At 41.7% G+C, this 18,636-nt stretch carries 13 protein-coding genes and 2 pseudogenes; 8 read left to right on the top strand and 7 right to left on the bottom strand.

The genetic code is table 11. The features are described from left to right. Window positions 1–6 precede the first annotated feature (6 nt). Entirely contained in the window at window positions 7–690 is a 684-nt protein-coding gene (locus J5A55_RS10890; protein WP_050755884.1) for a T9SS type B sorting domain-containing protein, read from the bottom strand. Window positions 691–975: 285 nt separating this feature from the next. Here J5A55_RS10890 and J5A55_RS10885 point away from each other — a divergent pair, with 285 nt between their 5' ends. Genes J5A55_RS10885 through J5A55_RS10875 form a run of 3 tightly spaced genes read left to right on the top strand, consistent with a single transcriptional unit; the run spans window position 976 to window position 4,654 of the window. Continuing rightward, window positions 976–2,325 (top strand): PBP1 and LysM peptidoglycan-binding domain-containing protein, encoded by a 1,350-nt coding sequence (locus J5A55_RS10885; protein WP_004381828.1) that lies wholly within the window; start codon window positions 976–978, stop codon window positions 2,323–2,325. A gap of 26 nt (window positions 2,326–2,351) precedes the next feature. Continuing rightward, window positions 2,352–3,101 carry a porin family protein gene (locus J5A55_RS10880; RefSeq protein WP_004381829.1) on the top strand — a complete coding sequence of 250 codons (750 nt, stop codon included), beginning with the start codon at window positions 2,352–2,354 and terminating at the stop codon, window positions 3,099–3,101. 23 nt (window positions 3,102–3,124) lie between these two features. Further along, window positions 3,125–4,654, top strand: a complete 1,530-nt coding sequence (locus J5A55_RS10875) for a peptide MFS transporter (protein WP_004381830.1) — start codon at window positions 3,125–3,127, stop codon at window positions 4,652–4,654. 70 nt (window positions 4,655–4,724) lie between these two features. Here J5A55_RS10875 and J5A55_RS10870 read toward each other — a convergent pair whose 3' ends face one another. Beyond that, window positions 4,725–5,903: an IS4 family transposase gene (locus tag J5A55_RS10870; protein WP_004381831.1), complete on the bottom strand. Its 1,179-nt coding sequence runs from the start codon at window positions 5,901–5,903 to the stop codon at window positions 4,725–4,727. Window positions 5,904–6,915: 1,012 nt separating this feature from the next. Here J5A55_RS10870 and J5A55_RS10865 point away from each other — a divergent pair. Continuing rightward, window positions 6,916–8,147: pseudogene (locus J5A55_RS10865) on the top strand (site-specific integrase). 4 nt (window positions 8,148–8,151) lie between these two features. Then, window positions 8,152–9,327, top strand: coding sequence for a site-specific integrase (locus tag J5A55_RS10860; protein WP_004381838.1), 1,176 nt, complete (start codon window positions 8,152–8,154; stop codon window positions 9,325–9,327). A gap of 136 nt (window positions 9,328–9,463) precedes the next feature. On the opposite strand, the gene J5A55_RS10855 is transcribed toward J5A55_RS10860, so the two are convergent. The 5 genes from J5A55_RS10855 to J5A55_RS10835 form a co-directional block, all read right to left on the bottom strand. Then, window positions 9,464–10,993 carry an ADP-ribosylglycohydrolase family protein gene (locus J5A55_RS10855; protein WP_004381839.1) on the bottom strand — a complete coding sequence of 510 codons (1,530 nt, stop codon included), beginning with the start codon at window positions 10,991–10,993 and terminating at the stop codon, window positions 9,464–9,466. Beyond that, window positions 10,990–11,652, bottom strand: coding sequence for a DarT ssDNA thymidine ADP-ribosyltransferase family protein (locus tag J5A55_RS10850; RefSeq protein WP_004360788.1), 663 nt, complete (start codon window positions 11,650–11,652; stop codon window positions 10,990–10,992). Before J5A55_RS10850 ends, J5A55_RS10855 begins: the two co-directional genes overlap by 4 nt. A gap of 2 nt (window positions 11,653–11,654) precedes the next feature. Then, window positions 11,655–13,163, bottom strand: coding sequence for a 3'-5' exonuclease (locus J5A55_RS10845; protein WP_004381840.1), 1,509 nt, complete (start codon window positions 13,161–13,163; stop codon window positions 11,655–11,657). 332 nt (window positions 13,164–13,495) lie between these two features. Then, the gene (locus tag J5A55_RS10840; RefSeq protein ID WP_004381841.1) at window positions 13,496–13,834 is read right to left on the bottom strand and encodes a helix-turn-helix domain-containing protein; all 339 of its coding nucleotides are present in this window, start codon (window positions 13,832–13,834) and stop codon (window positions 13,496–13,498) included. 8 nt (window positions 13,835–13,842) lie between these two features. After that, window positions 13,843–14,118: a helix-turn-helix domain-containing protein gene (locus tag J5A55_RS10835; protein WP_039851036.1), complete on the bottom strand. Its 276-nt coding sequence runs from the start codon at window positions 14,116–14,118 to the stop codon at window positions 13,843–13,845. 447 nt (window positions 14,119–14,565) lie between these two features. Here J5A55_RS10835 and J5A55_RS10830 point away from each other — a divergent pair. From J5A55_RS10830 to mobV, 3 genes and pseudogenes are all read left to right on the top strand, one after another. Then, window positions 14,566–15,758, top strand: a pseudogene (locus tag J5A55_RS10830) (VapE domain-containing protein). Window positions 15,759–16,100: 342 nt separating this feature from the next. Then, entirely contained in the window at window positions 16,101–17,024 is a 924-nt protein-coding gene (locus J5A55_RS10825) for a toprim domain-containing protein (RefSeq protein ID WP_004381845.1), read from the top strand. Between the two features lie 331 nt (window positions 17,025–17,355). Next, entirely contained in the window at window positions 17,356–18,612 is a 1,257-nt protein-coding gene (gene mobV / locus J5A55_RS10820; RefSeq protein WP_004381847.1) for a MobV family relaxase, read from the top strand. The last annotated feature ends 24 nt before the right edge of the window (window positions 18,613–18,636 follow it).

Below are 18,636 nucleotides of genomic sequence, written 5' to 3'. Positions count from 1 at the left end.
GTGTGTTTAGGGTGTTAATTGGTTGTATCCCCTTAGCAGATTGACGTCGCGCCGAATATTGAAACGCCTTCCGTCAGCACCTTTTGCCGTCACATTCACAAAGTAAGTCCCCTCAGCTACATCCTTACCTTTATACTTTCCATCCCATCCACCAGCAGGGTCTGTCCACTCATAGAGCTTCTGTCCCCATCGATTGAATATAATTGCTTTGAACTCAATGATACTCTTGTAGCCTGTTTTCGCTCGATAGATATCATTGATACCATCGCCATTTGGAGTGAAAACATTAGGCATTTGCAAGCTGCTTTCACTAATAGATACGCTTATAGGATTATAACGAGTTGTGTCTCCATTGAGTATCTCGTAAAGCACAATCTGTGTATTACCTGCCTTCGTGAAAGTGTATTCTGTGTCTTCTTCATAACGTATCAGAAAAGCCTCACGAGGGCTTGTTTGTGCAAAGAAATGCCATTCATAATGCGTTGCAGGGTCATTCGTTGTAGGCGCATTAGCCTTCAGTTTCATCGTTAAAGGTGCCGATCCTGTATAATTATCACCTGCATTTATCGTCATGACTTCGCCATTCTCATCGTTATAAGAGCCTGTTGGCTGGCAATCCTGTGCCTTTGTATAGACCGTGACAAGCATTGACAAAAACAGTAATAAGAATCTTGTATATTTATCTCTCATCTCTTTTACCTTACAATTCAACGTCTCCAAAAGGATAATCGTGCAAATATAAGCATTTTTTCTCACACCTACAAGCAAAACAGAAAAGCGATGGTTGATATACAAGAAGCCATTATCTATTTTACGTTTTTTTGCTATCTACACCTGTTGATTACAGATTTCTTTTGTATATTTGCACATGTATTTGCATATAAGTAACAGTTTGTAATCTCAAAAGACATGTGCATAAAAAACAGTTTAAGATATCTCTTGTTGCTATTCACCATAATGATTAGCTGTAGTGTGATGGCTCAGAATGTTGTATGGCGTGATCAACATCAGGTGAAACGTAAGGAGACTATATTCGGAATAGCCAAAGAGTATGGTGTAACTATTCAACAGTTGATAGACTCTAATCCGATTATGAAGACCGCAGGATATGAGTTGAAAAAAGGTGAACTCATCCTTGTTCCATTTGCAAAAGATGGTGATATCCGCCCTGATGGGTCGATAATGGGCAAAACTGTAAAGCCTTCCAAAGCTGATAAAGAGGCTAAGAAGAAAGGCGCAAATGCGGCTGCTATCGCAAAACAAGAGAACGCTATTCATGTTGGAATCATGCTCCCTCTCCATAATCAAGATGGTGATGGCAAGCGCATGATAGAGTTTTATCGCGGTGTGCTGTTAGCCCTCAACGAGATGAAGAGTGAAGGTATTACAACCGACGTACATGCTTGGAATGTTCCAAAGGATGCTGACATTCGTACTACTTTATTAGACCCTAATGCCTCAAAACTTGATCTCATCTTTGGTCCACTCTACTCTGATCAGGTGAAGCCATTGGCTGATTTCTGTCGAGCACATGGCACAAAGCTCGTTATCCCATTCTCAATAACAGGCAACGAAGTAGAAAATAACCCTAATATCTATCAAGTTTATCAGACCGAGGAAAGCCTCAATAGCAAAGCAATTGCTTCATTCTTAGAGCGTTTCCAAAAGTCTCATCATCCTGTATTCATTAATTGCAACGATGCAAGTAGCCAAGTAGGCAACTTCACCTCAACGCTTCGTAAGCAGTTGGATATGCTGAAGATCAAGTATGACCTTACCAGTCTGAAGTCTTCCGCAGCCGACTTTGCAAAGCACTTCGATAAGACTCGCCCTAATGTAGTTGTCCTTAACTCGGAGAAGAGTCCGCAGTTAAACGAGGTGTTTACTAAACTGGCACAACTCAAGAAGACTAATCCAGGCATTGCAATAGCCCTCTTTGGCTATAATCAATGGTTCGTTTATCAAGATTACGACTTGGACTTCTTCTTCAAATATAACACTTACATTCCTTCCACCTATTATTATAATAAGATGTCAGAGAAGACCAAGTCGCTCGAAGCTAAGTATAATGAACAGTACGGCGAGCCAATGGCTAAGCAATACATACCCCGTTTGGCACTCACAGGTTACGATCAGGCGCAGTTCTTTGTACGTGGAATAAAAGCGCAGGGAAAGGACTTCAAGGGTGTATATAGCGAAGTGAAGTATCGCCCACTACAAACTCGTTATAACTTCGAACGTGTAGGGCAGGGAGGATACATCAATAACAACTTCCAGTTGATACACTTTACTACTGACCAGAAGATGGAGAATCTCGTTTATTAACCATCGCTGGTACAGCTGCTTATAATATGAGAAATAAGACATTAAGCATATTCCTTTTGCTCTTACTTGTGCTCCCGATGCGTGTTGCAGCACAAGTGGGAGAACATCGTGACGACCTTTCCATTGGTATTAATGGCGGTTATGCCCTTTCTAATGTGGGCTTCAGTCCAAAAGTGTCACAGTCTCTTCATGGGGGAATAACAGGTGGTTTGAGTGTTAGATACGTATGTGAAAAGTATTTCAATACCATCTGCTCCATCTATGGAGAGGTCAATTACGCTTCTATTGGATGGCAAGAAAAGATACAAACAAGCACTGATCAGCCAGTTATCAACGCCAACGGACAGGCAGAGAAATACTCTCGAACAATTAACTACATACAAATTCCAGTCTTTGCACACCTTGCTTGGGGCAAAGAACAGCGTGGTTTCAACTTCTTTGTACAAGCTGGTCCACAGATAGGAATCTATCTGAACGAGTCAACCAACATGAATTATACCACTCCAAACCTCGCTACTGACGGCACAGGACGTAGTAATGTCACCGTCGCACAAGAGTCGAAAGCTGTAGAGAAGAAGTTCGATTATGGTATAGCAGCGGGCTTGGGAATGGAATGGAGTAGCCGTCATGTGGGGCACTTCCTACTTGAAGGACGTTATTACTATGGATTAGGAAACATCTACGGAAGCTCTAAGAAAGATTATTTCGGTAAGTCGAACTTTGGCAACATAGTAGTGAAAGCGACTTACCTATTCGATATCAAACGAACAAAGTAATATTAACCTAGATTTTTATCATTATGTTTGAAAACCAACCAAAAGCGCTTTATGCCTTGGCGTTAGCCAATACTGGCGAGCGGTTCGGATACTACACAATGTTGGCAGTATTCGCTTTATTCTTGAGAGCAAACTTCGGATTAGAGGCCGGGACAGCGGGTCTAATCTATAGTATCTTCCTTGGTCTCGTCTACTTCCTACCGCTTATTGGAGGCGTCATGGCCGATAAGTTCGGGTACGGGAAAATGGTAACCATTGGTATTGCTATTATGTTTGTCGGTTATCTCTTCCTGTCTATTCCATTGGGCGGAGGCTCTGTTGCGTTCGTTGCTATGCTAGCAGCTCTGTTGCTGATCAGCTTTGGAACGGGTCTATTTAAGGGTAATCTGCAGGTCATGGTGGGTAATCTCTATGACACACCAGAGCTTGCTGGCAAGCGCGATTCAGCGTTCTCAATCTTCTACATGGCAATCAATATCGGTGCGCTCTTTGCTCCAACGGCTGCCGTAAAGATTCAGTCTTGGGCAGAGGCAACGCTCCATTGCAGTAGTAATGACGCTTATCACTTCTCATTCGCAGTAGCTTGTGTATCATTAATCGTGTCTATGGCAATCTATTATGGGTGTCGTCGTATGTTCAAACACGTTGAGGGTGGCAACGGAAAGACCGAGAAGAAGGATACTACTGTTGCTGAAGAAGAACTCACCCCACAGCAGACAAAGGAGCGCATTGTGGCTCTCTGTCTTGTTTTTGCAGTCGTTATCTTCTTCTGGATGGCGTTCCATCAGAATGGTCTGACGCTTACTTACTTCGCTAATGAGTTTGTGAGTCCTGTTTCAACAGGCGTTCAGAGCATGGCATTTGATGTAGTCAATCTGGTCATGATAGTGTTCATGGTGTATAGTGGTATGGCTTTCTTCCAGAGCAAAACAGCAAAAGCAAAGGCAATCTCAGGCGTTGTCTTCCTCGTAGCAGTATTGGTTTTAATGTGGAAATACAGCGAGCTTTCAGGCTCTGTAGAGGTTAGTGCACCTATTTTCCAGCAGTTCAATCCATTCTATGTAGTAGCCCTCACACCAGTAAGTATGGCTATCTTCAGTTCGTTGGCAGCCAAAGGTAAAGAGCCTTCAGCACCTCGCAAGATAGCATACGGTATGATTGTTGCAGGTTGCGCCTACTTCCTTATGGTCATGGCATCGCAAGGTTTGCTCACACCTAACGAACAGGCAGCAGCAAAGGCAGCAGGTGGAGAAACTCCATTTGCGTCAGCCAACTGGCTAATTGGAACTTACCTCGTCCTCACCTTTGGTGAGTTATTACTCAGTCCGATGGGTATCAGCTTCGTTAGTAAGGTAGCTCCTCCAAAGTATAAGGGCGCAATGATGGGCGGATGGTTTGTAGCCACAGCAATCGGAAACCTCCTTGTCAGCGTTGGAGGATACCTCTGGGGCGGCTTGTCACTCACCATTGTTTGGTCAGTATTCATCGTTCTCTGCCTCGTTTCCGCCGCCTTCATGTTCTTGATGATGAAGCGTTTGGAGAAAGTGGCATAGGCTTTCTTTAATTCAAAATTCAAAGTTCATAATTCAAAATTAGTACTGGTGCAATAAAATTGCACGGTAATTAAATATCATCAAAAAGAGATCGTTCTTTGACATATTGATTATGAGATGGAAGAGGGTCTTGCTTCGTTATAAGCTCTTTCAAGTTTACTTTTTCAAGTACTGAAATTCTTATTAAAGTAGCCACCTCTGTTATTGAATATGGGCTTTTGTACTCATGCTTTATCTTGGCAATTAGAAGATATGTGATAATTGCAACCCACAGATGGGTGCTTACCGCATTCTTTGAAAATCCCCATAAAGTCTTGACAACAATATTTTGTTTGATCCATTTGAAGAAGACCTCAATATCCCATCTGTGTCTATAGAGATTTGCAATTTCTAATGCTTCAATCTCAAAGTTATTGGTTATGAATTCGACTTCTTTACCGTTGACTGCATCATAGTAACACACTTTTCGGATATGTTCAGGATATAGCTTTCTGAATTTGCATGTAGTTAGGCGTATTGTAAAATTGCCTCTTACTCCAGTGCTTACATCAAAGTCTTCTTTGTGGTCTACAATCTCATATCGCATGTTGTCTTTTGGACGGCAAATCCAAAATGCACCAGCCTTATGAAATCTGTATAATGCATCAAAGTCCACATATGCCTTATCCATCATATAAAATGCAAGTGGCTCTGGCTCAATCCTATCCAGCTCGTTACTGTCATGCCATTTGCCGTCTGTAATATGAATGCTGTCAGGAATGCTTCCACGTAAATCAAGTAATATGTGCATTTTAACTGCTCCCTTACTGTATTTACCCAAAGCCCAGGTTGCAAGCACTATGCTTGTTGATATTGTTGTGGAGTCTAAAGCATAAAGTACATTGTCAACAGATACCTCTGACAATTTTGTCTCTGAATACAATGGACGTACTTGTTCAATGAGATATTTGCCCAGTTCCTCGTATATGTGATAGTTGCGGTTCTCATTGGCTCGAGATAACGAAGAATGAGTGACTGTTTTGCGAATTCCTAAATGATACAATATATTATGATGTGCTGTCAGGCACATACATATGTCTCTTAAGGAATCACAGCCAGTAATCTGACCGAACAATAAATGTAACAGATGATTATAGCTGTTTAATTCTCTTGAATGTATATCACCTTTATATTTCGTGACAAGTTTATCAAACTGGTAACGAGGAACAAAGTCTATGACTTGAGAGAATATGTACTTTCCAATATTCATAATCTTGCAGATTTAGGCTGCAAAATTACTCTTACCATTTCAAATCAAAAAATCTAAGAACGTTCTAACTGATTAAATATCAAATCAATATAGAAGTGGCATCAATTTTATTGCACCACCAGTAATTCAAAATTATGATTACTTCGAGTCGACAAGTTGACTGGTTGACAAGTTAACGAGTTGTTTGCTCTGTGAAAAATGGTACTATCTACTCCCCTCTCTATTCGGAGAGGGGACGGGGGTGAGACTACCCTTCACACCGAAGCGATAACAGAATTACTTAGTGCAGGGACATTTTTAACACAGAATACACGGATGGCACGAAGCCTGAAGGCAACACAGAGTTCCTTACAGAACATGGGAATCCACAGAAGCTGACGCCCACGTGCAATTCAGAATTTATAATTCACAATTCAAAATTATGATTAGGTAGAGTTGACGAGTAGAGAAGTTATTAGCTCTATTTGAAAACATATAGAATCTGTAGGGACAGACGCCCTCCTCTGCCCGCCAAAAGAAGCCTCACTTTCAGCATCTCTTCCAACAGAAAGGTGAGTGGATACTTCTATCAACAAATATTGCTGTCGGGTAAACCTTTTCCACATATAAAAGTTAAGGGCTAAAATCCTCTCTTGTATTTCAGCCCTTTTTGTTACTTTTGTTTTCTCCACAGAATTTCAATAACATGGGTAAAAGTACACATTTTACTGGGCAAATGCAAGAAAAAGGTTGATTTATGTAGATTGATGGTAAGTGATTGAGAATGTGTGAGAAACACGGATTTATGCCGTGAATTGCTTTGAGGATGAAAGTGCAGAAAATGCGGATTTGTGCAAAAGATACGTTACCAAATCGTTAGTCAAATGTGAAAGGACGTAGACAGGTAACAGGAAGCAGTTAGCACAATAGTAAGGATTTCTACTGATATGGTGTTTATGCACTGAATCACAATGTTTTGCATAGCTGAAAACGCTTCAAAAACGGGTAACTTTGCCCACAAAAACAGAAGCGTATGCAAAAAGGGAAAATGAAGGTGTTGCTCTACCTCAAAAAGAGCGGTATGGATAAGTCGGGGCCAAGCTCCGATAATGGGAAGAATAACATATAACCGCACAATGGCTCAGTTCAGCAGTAAGCTATCGTGTAATCCCAAGTTGTGGAATGTGCGTGAGAGTAGACTGAACGGAAAGAGCCGTGAAGCAGTGGCAACTAATGCGAAGTTGGAACAGTTGCTCCTCTCTGTACAACGAGCATACCAAACGCTTTGCGAGCGAGGTATAGAGTTCTCGGCAAAAGATATCAAGGAGCAATTTCAAGGCTCAATGTAGAACCGTACTACGTTCTTACAACGCTACGACCAAATGGTGGAAGACAAAAAGCAATTAGTTGGTGTGGAGATTACGGCACGTTGGCACTCGGTCTATTACATGCTCCGAAAGCATCTGCAAGTCTTTATTTTAGAGCGATACCATACCGCTGACATCACCTTTGGGCAACTAACCGAGGATTTCTTGGACGGCTTGCATCAATACAGCGTGGGAAGACACGGTCATTCACAGAGTTATTACCGCAAGATGGCTTTGGCGGTCAAGAAAGTATGCCGTTTGGCTTTTCGCGAGGGTATCATAGACCGTCCTCTCTTTGACCTTGTCAAGATAGACAGAGGAGAGAGTAAATTGCCCAGAGTTTTGGACAGGGCTTCTTTGGACAAGATAAGGCAAGTCCGATTAGAAGAGGAGGAAACAGAACTGACACTTGCCCGTAACCTTTTCCTGTTCACCTGCTACGCAGGCACAGCCTTTTGCGACATGATGAATCTGCGCAAGGAACATCTTGTGCAGGATGATGCAGGGGCTATGTGGCTTAAATTCAGAAGACAAAAGACTAATACCCTTTGTCGGGTAAAACTTCTGCCCCAAACCATTACTCTGCTTGATACATACCATTCGGATGAACGGGACACGCTTTTGCCGACTATCAGTTACGAAACCTACCGTTTCCTCCTGAAAGCCCTACAACTGAGAGCAGGGATTGCCATTCCCTTGACCGCACATATAGGACGGCACACCTTTGCAACATTGATAACCTTGGAGAATGGAGTGCCGATTGAAACAGTGAGTAAAATGCTTGGTCATAGCAAAATTGAGACCACCGAGCGTTATGCCTATGGTGACACCGAAGAAAATATTTGAGGAATTTGGTCGCTTTCTCTCTTTCACAGAAGATTTAACCCTTAGCCTTTGAGATTATGCGTAGTACATTCAACATTCTATTCTACATCAATCGCAGCAAACTGAAAGCGGATGGTACAACAGCAATCCTTTGCCGCATTACGATAGATGGCGCAAAAGTCGTGATGTCCACAGGAGAAAACACATCGCCCGACGATTGGAGCGTAAAGCGACAAGAGACCAACGACAAGCAGCAGAACCAACGCTTGCATTCGTTTCGTGAGAAGATAGAGCAGGGGTATAATACGTTGCTCCTGCAATTCGGTACTGTGAGTGCCGAGTTGCTTAAAAACCACTTGCAAGGTGTCGGATCAAATCCCACCACATTGCTTGCCCTTAGCCAAGAGGAACTGTCAATCGTTCAATCCACAAAGGCTTCAGGCACTTACCAAAGCTGCCGTAGCTATCACAGGCAGTTGGAAAGTTTTGTAGAAAGTAAAGGCGTAGCAGATATTCCTCTGACAACTCTTACTATGGAGTTTTTCGATGATTATCGCATCCACTTCAAAAGAAAAGGTTATGCTTTGTCCTCAACAAAACAAAATCTCTTTTGGTTAAGTCGGTTGATGTATAGGGCTGTGAGCCAGCAAACCATTCGGTATAATCCTTTTGAGGATGCCAAGTATGAGCGGGTGGAGCGAAAAATTCGCTGTTTGAGTAAGACGGATATAGCCCGTCTGTTGGCTATGCCCTTGCAAAATGAACAGGCGGAATTTGTGCGGAAGTTGTTTCTTTTCTCGGTATTTACAGGTCTGGCTTTTGCTGATGTGAGCAAGTTGCGGTACTGTGATATTGAAACGAACAATGCAGGGATACGTTATATCCGGCAGTACAGAAAGAAGACCGATGTCGAGAGCATTACGCCCCTGCCCCCGATAGCCGAGCAAATACTCTCGCTTTACCCACTGAAAGACAGGAAAGAGGATAGCCCCATCTTTGCAACCTCGATGAGTAGAATACAGATAGGCATGCACCTCAAGACTATTGGTCTGGCTTGTGCCATTCGCCAATCCCTGTCCTTTCATGTCGGTCGCCATTCTTTCGGTGCGCTGACATTGGAAGCAGGCATACCGATTGAGAGTATTGCCAAGATGATGGGACATGCGTCCATTGCGAGTACACAGATTTATGCTCAAATCACGGATAATAAGATTTCAAAGGATATGGATAGGCTAATAGAGAAATATGAGTAACAAAGAAACAAGGCGAAGAATGTTTTAATCCTGATCTTCGCCTTGTTTAAAATCCATATCAATGATGACCATTACGAATTTTGTCCATTAATGCAATAGTCGCTAACACAGAAATTATAAACACAAGACAAATTAGTTAATCATCATATTCTAGTTGAATCAAAGTTAGAATATCATTAAAGTGTTTCTGCTGTTCTTGATTTAACTCTCTCATAAAAAGGTTTATGCAATTTTGAGTCTCCGAGGAGAATACCTTTATTTGATGCTTTTTATCTTGAAAATCAGAACATGTAGAGCTTGGGAGAGTTTTACGTTCTTTATTCATTAACTTAGCAAACCTGCAACTCTGCCCCAAATCAAATTCAACATCAATCAACAGATTATACTTCCCTTTAGTTAAAGTATTTTGCCTGTCAATATGTATTATCTTTCCTCTGCCAAGAGGCTCGAAATAAATAGATTCATTTAAGTCAAAGTTATCATCAGTTATAGTATTGATTGATTTTAAGCCCAGATAATTTTGAACTTTCTCTTTTACTACACGATTCTCAGATATTTTCAAAAGTCTAACAGCAACCTTGTCAAGGTAATCAGAATCTTGAATTAATTTATATCTATCAGGAATAATAGAAGTACCGTGTAGTGAACCTATTAATCCACCTACGAAAGCAGCAATGCTATCAGTGTCAGTTCCAATCAAGTTAACAGCTTGTTCTATACCCCTTATCGGTTCATTATGATATTTACAACAAAGAAAAATACCTGCAATTACAGTAGAAGTTCCTGAACCCTTTGTATCCAAATTATAGCAACCCAATATGCGGAGAGCTGTTTCGTCATCTATATTATGATTCAGGCATTTGTAAATATTGCGCAAATACTGTTGTGTCTCGTCAAGTACTACTTGGTATTGATCTGTGAATGATATTTGGGCTTTACTATTCCATTCATTTTCCCAACTATCAAAATCATGTTCCTTAATAAAAGGGATTGAAAGCTTTTGATGAATGTTTTTTCCAAGCTCAGTTAAGTATGTTTTATAAGAAAAGTATTCAGGAAGAAATTTTAGAATTGTATGAACTGCATAGCCATAAAGCATTGCACCAATAATCGCCCTTGGGTGACCATGTGTCACAATACTGTTTGCAAAAATTTCTTTCTTGATTTTGTCAATGTCTCCAAAATTTGCAAGAGCAATAGGAAGAATACGCATTGCTGCTCCATTTGCACCACTTTCTCTGTAGTCAATCGTTATGGTGCCAGCCTTATAGGTGAAAAAATTATTATTCCATTTCGCTGATTTCCGTTCAATTTTTCTCGCGGCATTTTTTATGGTTCTACCTGCTCCACGAGCATACAAAATCCAACTTGGTAATTCTACTTTAGAAAAATATTCACGATCAATAGCACCATTTCCCATAATAGACCTCGCTACAGAAAGCATTAGTTGGGTATCGTCGGAATATGACCCTTTTTTTAATTTATCTATGTATCCATTGAACTTGCCACCAACTTTCTTTTCCCAATCATAAAACTTAGAAACATAAACTGTCCCGTATTTTGACTTTAAGGTATCAGAGTTCCTTTCAAATTCTGTTATCCAGCCAAGGGCATCCCCAATTGCAGCAAGTTTTATTGCTCCTTTATATTTGGTTTCAGGTTTCATAATGTTCTATTTGGTGAAAAAATCTCCATATCAACAACAAAATTACTTGTATCAAACTCTGACAATGCAGCTTTAGCAGATGCAAAACTTTCTATAGAATTAAAACATACTTCAATAATACTCTCAACAGGTATATCCTTTTTTACCAGAACCTCAGCTTGGACATTCGTTGGGTACTTTGAATTAATTTTGCCACGAATGCCATAGGGTATATTAATACTATTTGCAAATAGCATTTTAAATTTATCCAAGTCTCCCGTTACCCCTATAGCCTTTGCAACATTTGATGCAGCATTTGTTACTGAAAATTTCGTTTCCTTTTCATAGATATATTTTGGATCAATTTTCAAGATGCACCAATCTATCGTCATATCATCTTTAGTTCTCTCCTGAAATTTTGAAAAGAGGAACGTATTTGGTCCCGAAATGGATAAATTGATAAAGCCTTTATCATCGCATCTAACGTTATCAGTAAATTGGGCATAGTCCAATATGTCGAATTGCTCAATATCTAAATTTTCGAGAGTTTTTCTTGACATCAGCTTGCCTTGTTCTAGTATACTATAAAGATTAATAGTTGGCGTAAAGTGTATCAGAAACTCTATTCCTCGTTTTGATATTTCTTCTTGAAAATATATGTAGTCCGCTTTTTTATCCATAACTAGAAAGGTAAGTAATCATCGTTTAAAGCACATTCAGAAGGAAGTGTTGATACTTTATTTAGAAAATTTGCATCAATTTCGGCAATGTATCTTGATGGATTATTCTTATCACCTATTAGAAAGAGAATATTTCTTGCTCTAGTCATACAGGTGTATAATAGCCTCCTTTCAGTAGAAATATGAAATTCGTCATCTGTCTCGATAAATCCTGGAGGATAAGGAATTATTTCATCTGCCAAATCCATAATAAACACATTATCAAATTCCAACCCCTTCACGGAGGACATAGTGCTGATTTTAATACTATCACTTTCGTATCTTACGGGCAGGTTTGATCTTACGAGTTCTGTTTGAAAGCCATTAGTGTTAAGATAATGTTGAATTCTATTTACACCATCATTTGTTCTGTGCAAAACTATTGTGCTATTTATTTTCCCTGTATTTTTTAGGTTTTGCAGCTCATCTTTCAAATAAGCAAGTTGTCCCTCAAAACTTCCTAAAAGGGATAATGTAGGTTTTTCACCACCTGAAAGAGCTGTTTCAACTACTGTGAATTCCGATTTGTCTTCTTCATTTTCCAATAAAGAAAGCGCAGCCCTAGCAATGTGTACAGAATTCCTGTAATTCTTTTTAAATTCTATGGTTCTACCACCACGAACATTTAGACCAACTTCAGACCAAGTAAAGCCACTTTTATAAATTCTTTGAGCAGCATCTGCTATGATTGATATACTCTCTGTTTCTTGAGAGACTAACTTCGAAATAACTAGAATTTGAGCTTTGTTTAAATCTTGAGCTTCATCAATAATTATATGAGTGAATGGCGGCTCCCAAGATGAATCGTTTTCAATTTTTTGTAAACTAATTATCGCATAATCATCAAAATCTTTTTTTCCTCTATTTTTCAACTCTTCACTGTACATTGTGTAAATACTCCATATTGTTTCTTTATCACTTGCAGTAACTCTGTCTGATATACCTCTTCCAATACGCTTTGCTTCTAAGTACTCCGTTCTCGAATTGAAAAGTTTACCCTTTATCCACGAAATCTCTTCTAGAAAAAATTCTGAGCTTTTATTTAGTAGGTTTGAGTTTATTACTTTCCCCGATCTTTTTATATTCTCTATAATATTGATTTGTTCTGGTTTCAGAATAGTGGTATCGTATCCAATTCCAGCAAAGCGATAAGCCCAACTGTGGAAATTCACAATGGTAACATTTAACCCATCTGGAGTTTTAGGATTTATTTCGTCAGTGTCTTTTTGATATCCACCATTTATATAAGGACTTACTGCTTTTATGTAGGCTGCTAATGTCTTGTTAAAAGTAAAAATAGCTATCTTTGCTTCTTTAAAAAGTGTATTTTGAGTTTCTAATAGGTGCTTTGCTCTGTATAGAGCGACTGTAGTCTTACCACTGCCTGCTACACCTTTTATTTGAATGGGCTTTGTCGGAGGAAGAAACAAAACTCTTTTCTGCTCTCCTTTTAGGATAATCTTTTTTAGCATTCTAATTACTTTTGAATATGTATTGTTGGGAAGTTTCTCAGGCCTCGTACATACAAGAATAGGGCATAACGCCTCTTTTTTTACCAAAATGTATGAGCACACAATATGCTCAATTGCAAAATTATAGTTTTTCTGTGATATTCTAAAGAAAAACAAAGCATTTAACACAGAACGACAGATTTTTCAAGATAAGAGCAAAAAAAGAGGGTGTGTCAAAATGCAAATACCATTTTGATAATCTTACAGTTTGAAACAATTCATTAAAAAAGACCATTTCTGTACTCGATTTTGAGTAAAGAAATGGTTTTTCTTTGCCTTTAGAAAAAAATTACTTATAGTTTGAAAGTTGTCAAGTTATTAATTTGCATTTTGACACACCCTCTTCTGTTTACATAATTCTCTTGCAAAATTCGTTGCAGGTCAGACAATCGGTAAAGTATCTTCCCTGCAATCTGCGTGTATGGGAAAATGCCTTTGTCCCGATAGTCCTGCAAAGTGCGGGGAGAGAGGAAGAGCCTCTCGCATACTTCTCTCCCTGTGAGATAGAGTTCTCCCCCGAATAGGGGGCGGTGTGTCTGTGCCGTTGCCCGCACACGCTTTGTGAGGTTTCTGATGCCCGAAATGAGCTGTTTCATTTCGGGTGTTTCTTTGCTGATAGTTTCGTATTCCATAGTTCATTTTATTTAGGAGGGTCAGACTTAGCGAGTAGTGTCTCCACGTCCTCACGTTTGTAATAGCATTTATGCCCGATTTGAATAAATGGCAGTACGGAAGTGTCTCGGTAGTGCTGAAGTGTCCGCTTACTGATGTTCAGTATTCGACACACGTCTCCATTGTGCAACAGGTCGGGCAGCTTGGCAGGTGGGGCAAAATGTTCGTTGAAACAGTCGGTCAGCTCCACGATGCTCTCTTTCAGTTCCTCCCAAGCGGAGGTGTCAATGGCTGTAAATCTCATTTTTCGTTGTTGTTTTATTTGCGTAATTATTGATTTCTGACGCAAAAGTAAGCAGGAGTTTTCGGATTTTAAAAGGGTCGGGATAAGCAGGGAAAAAGAGGGAAACAGCAGGAAGTCCGCACCCCTAAACTTCTTTGTTTTTTCCTTTTAAAATCCTCCTGCACCGTCCGAAAAGACATTTGCTCCTTTTTGGATAGTGCGAAGCCCTGCGAACGGTTACAGACCGCACAGTCTTCCACCATGCAATCCGCACACTCATTTTATCCCTTTTCCTCCGTTTTAGGAGCGGAAAGGGGCTTTTTTGTTGTGCTGTAACAGGGAAAAGCAATGCATCACAATGCAAGAACACCGCAACCTTTGGCTCTGCGAAAAAGGCTGTCTAACTTGGCTTTGGCAATCGTACATGTGCCAAACATCAAAAACAAGTAATAGAAAGCAATCCGCACAATGAAAAGAGAAAACAACGACAACACTTCAAGGAATACCCAAATAGAGGAGTTCCTTTCGGCTCGGTACGAGTTCCGTTACAACACCGTGTTAAACCGGGCAGAGTACCGTCTGCGAGGAACTGGCGATTACACAGCCATAGACCGCTACCGCATCAATACCCTCAAAGAGCGTTGGATAAGGAAGTCGATGTACAGACCTCGCCCGAGAACCTGTACAGCATCATCGAAAGTGATTTCTCCCCACACATCAACCCTGTGCAGGCTTATTTCCACAGTTTACCGATAATGGAAGAAGCCAAGAAAGGAGCAATTACCGCACTTGCCGACTGCGTGAGCGTAGCCAATCCTGGGAAATGGAGGGAATACCTCACCAAGTGGCTGGTTGCAGTGGTCGCCAATGTGATGGACGACAGGCAGTGCCGTAACTACACCTGCCTTGTACTGACAGGTGAGCAAGGGAAATTCAAAACCACATTTCTTGACCTGCTCTGCCCACCTGCACTGTCAGACTATCAATATACGGGAAAGATATATCCGCAGGAAAAGGATGTGCTGAGCCTTATCGGTCAAAACCTCATCATCAATATCGATGACCAGCTCAAAGCCCTCACCAAACGAGACGAGAACGAACTGAAGAACCTGATTACCTGCCCACAGGTGAAGTACCGTATGCCTTATGAGAAACACATCGAAGAGCGACCACACTTGGCAAGTTTTGTGGCATCGGTCAATGGTAACGACTTCCTCACCGACCCGACAGGGAGCAGGCGCTTCCTCCCTTTTGAGGTGCTTGCAATAGATATAGAACGTGCCAAGACAATCCCAATGGATGCCGTGTATGGCAAAGCCAAAGCATTGCTGAAAGACGAATTTCGCTATTGGTTCAATGATGAGGAGATTGCTGAACTGCACCGAAACAGCGAGGCTTTCCAAGTCTATACGACAGAAATGGAACTGTTGCTCCGTTACTTCACCTTTCCCACGGAAGCCGAGAAAGCCACCAAGCGTTTCTATATGACCAATTCGGAAATCGTGGGTTATCTCTCCAGCTATACCAGACAGCAGCTCTTACCCAAACGGATGGGCGAAGCCCTGCGAAAGGCAGGCTATGCGAGAGAATGCCGCAGGGTAAATGGCAATCCCGTATATGTGTATGCCGTCCGCAAGATTTTCCCCGAGCAGCCACCATAGCATTCTGTTATTACCAATCCCTTTGTTATACTCCTTTCTCTTTTCTTTCCTATTCTCCTTACTACATTACTACAAACAAGGATAATACGGTGAAAGAAAAAAGATTGCAAGGGGTATTCATCTTGCTACACAGCTTACTACCATCTTTCTACGTTTCTACGATAGTATGAATGAGGAAAGGTGTAGAAAGATAAAACCGAAAGAAGTGTTACACTTTTCTCTTTCATTGTCAATCACTTATATCCATGTCGAAGGGTAGTAAGATAAAAAGGGGAAAATCCAAAAAGAGAAAACAGAGCGAACAATAAAATATCGAACAATCCAAATCCAACGATAACAACAATGAACAACGAATATTACAATTTACAAAACATCAAGAACATACCCATAGCGGACTATCTTCATGGCTGTGGCATACAGCCCGTCAGGAAATACGACAGTTATGCCCTTTACAACGCACCTTATCGGGAAGACCATAATGCCAGTATGAAAGTGGATTTTGCACGCAACCTCTGGTACGATTTCGGTTTGGGCAAAGGTGGCAGCATCATAGATCTCGTGATGCTGTTGCAAGGGTGCGATGCTCACAAAGCCATGAGTCTTTTGGCAGGGAACAACCTTTCCTTTCATAGTGCAACTCCTCCAAAGGAAAAAGTCGCTGCACTGTCCCCGAGCGCAAGGCGCATTCTCGGCATCAGCGAGGAGTTGCCCCCACACCTACAAAACTATTTGCAGGAGGAACGCAAGATAGACCTTTCGCTCGCCAAACCCTATCTGTGTTCCGTATGCTACGAGGTGGGAGGAAGAACTTACACCGCCATAGGATTTTCCAACCGTGCAGGAGGGTATGAACTTCGGGACAACATGACGTTTAAGGGAGCTATGGATATATCCGTGATTGCAGGAGAAGCGAATAACGCTCCTCTCTGTATCTTCGAGGACTTTATGGATTTCCTTTCCTATCTCACAATGAAGGGAAAAGAAATCGCTCCCTGCCTTGTGCTGAACTCCGTAAGCAATATACATAGAGCCGTTGCATATCTCCGTGAGCATCGTATTGCACATGTCCGTGCGTTTCTTGACAACGATGAAGCAGGACGGCAAGCTTTACTGGTTCTTCAATCGGCAGGAATGAGCGTAGAGGATATGAGCCGACATTACGGCGGATATAAAGACCTTAACGAGTACCACGTTTCACGTCAGAAAACGATGGAACAGAAACAGAAGAAACCTCAATCGGTTGTCAAACGGGGATTTCGCAGATAAGGCAAAAGAGTGCAATCAAAACCAAATATCAATCGGGTATCCTTAGGGACTAAAAGAGAACAAAAGCAGACAGATGGCTTTGTTTCGAGAGCGATGGCAGTTTTCCCAACTGCAAGTTTCCTCAAAAGAAACTTAGAAACAAAGCCCTCTGCGCATTCGAGGAATGCAATTGCCGTAAAGGCAGACTTCGGACAGGGCGGAGCGGCATTAGAAGAAATGCCATAGCTCATTAGGGCATTTTCTTCACGCTCCACTCCGTTACCGCTGAAAAAGCCCTCCTGAGCCAAGGGTCTCCGCCCCTTTGGATACCCCTTAAAGCAATATTCAACTTATGGGCTACGCAGTATTACACATAGACAAGGCTCGGGGCAACGACTCGGCAATGACCGCCCACATCGAGCGTACATTCGTGCCGAACAACGTCGATGCCACCCGCACGCACTTCAACCGTGAGTTGGTGCAATTCCCCGCAGGTGTCACCAACCGCACGGAAGCCATAGAACACCGCATTGCCACGGCAAACATTTATCGAAAGGTGGCAGACAACCAAGTCAAGGCTTTACGCTTTATCCTTTCTGGCTCGCACGAGGATATGCTCCGACTTGAAAGCGAGGGGCGTTTGGGAGAGTGGTGCGGCAGCACGATGCAGTGGCTTTACACCACCTTTGGTAAGGAAAACGTGGTGGCTGCCACACTGCACGCAGACGAGGAAACACCGCATATCCATGCTACGATAGTACCCATCGTACAAGGAGAAAGACGAAAAGCCAAGACCGAAGCCGAAAACGGCAAGCGGAAGTACAAGACAAAGAAAGACAAGGTACGGCTCTGTGCCGATGATGTGCTTACCCCGAAGAAATTGGAGGAGTACCAAACCACATACGCAGAACAGATGAGGTCTTTCGGGTTGGAGAGAGGTATGTACGGCTCGGAAGCCAAGCACCGCTCCAATATGGAGTATTACAAGCAGATACTCAAGGAGACGGAACAGAAGCAAGCCGAAGAAGCCGAACTTATTGAAAAAGTAAGGGAATTGGAGAAGCAGGCAGGCAAACTTCAGGTAAAGGGTACTCTATACTCGCTCTTTGGCAATACGGAACTTGACAAGGCGGAGAAGCGTATCGGAGAGTTGGAAAGGGAGATGGAGCATCAGAAGTTCCTTTCAGAAAAGGAGAAAGCCGAAATCCGCAAGGAGGTTATTCTCCTGCAGGATACCGTTGCAGCTAAAGACAAGACCATAGCTGAACAGCAAAAGGAAATCAAGACGTATGAGGAGGAACGGAGTTTCATTCGGCGTTTCTTCCACAGCTTCTACCTCTTGCTTAATATTCGTCTACTGCTCCGCAAGATGGACATCGATGACGATACCTTTGTCAGAATGCACCAAAAGCAAGTTGCGGTACGTAGTACAGCTGATGTGTATTCGGGAATGTACAAGCGTACTTTCACCGAGGAGAATGCCGAACTCCGTATCACAACCAATGAGAAGCGTCAACCAACCCTTATCATCAATGGTCTGTCCGTCCCCGACTGGTGTGAGCAGAAGTGGCAACAACTCATTCACCGCAATCGCTCACAACGGCTGTAATCGCTTTTTCTTTCATAGATAAGA

This window comes from Prevotella veroralis (assembly GCF_018127765.1).
Taxonomy (GTDB): Bacteria; Bacteroidota; Bacteroidia; order Bacteroidales; family Bacteroidaceae; genus Prevotella; species Prevotella veroralis.
The sequence above is the reverse complement of the archived record's forward strand: the minus strand, read 5'-3'. Positions and strand labels throughout refer to the sequence as shown.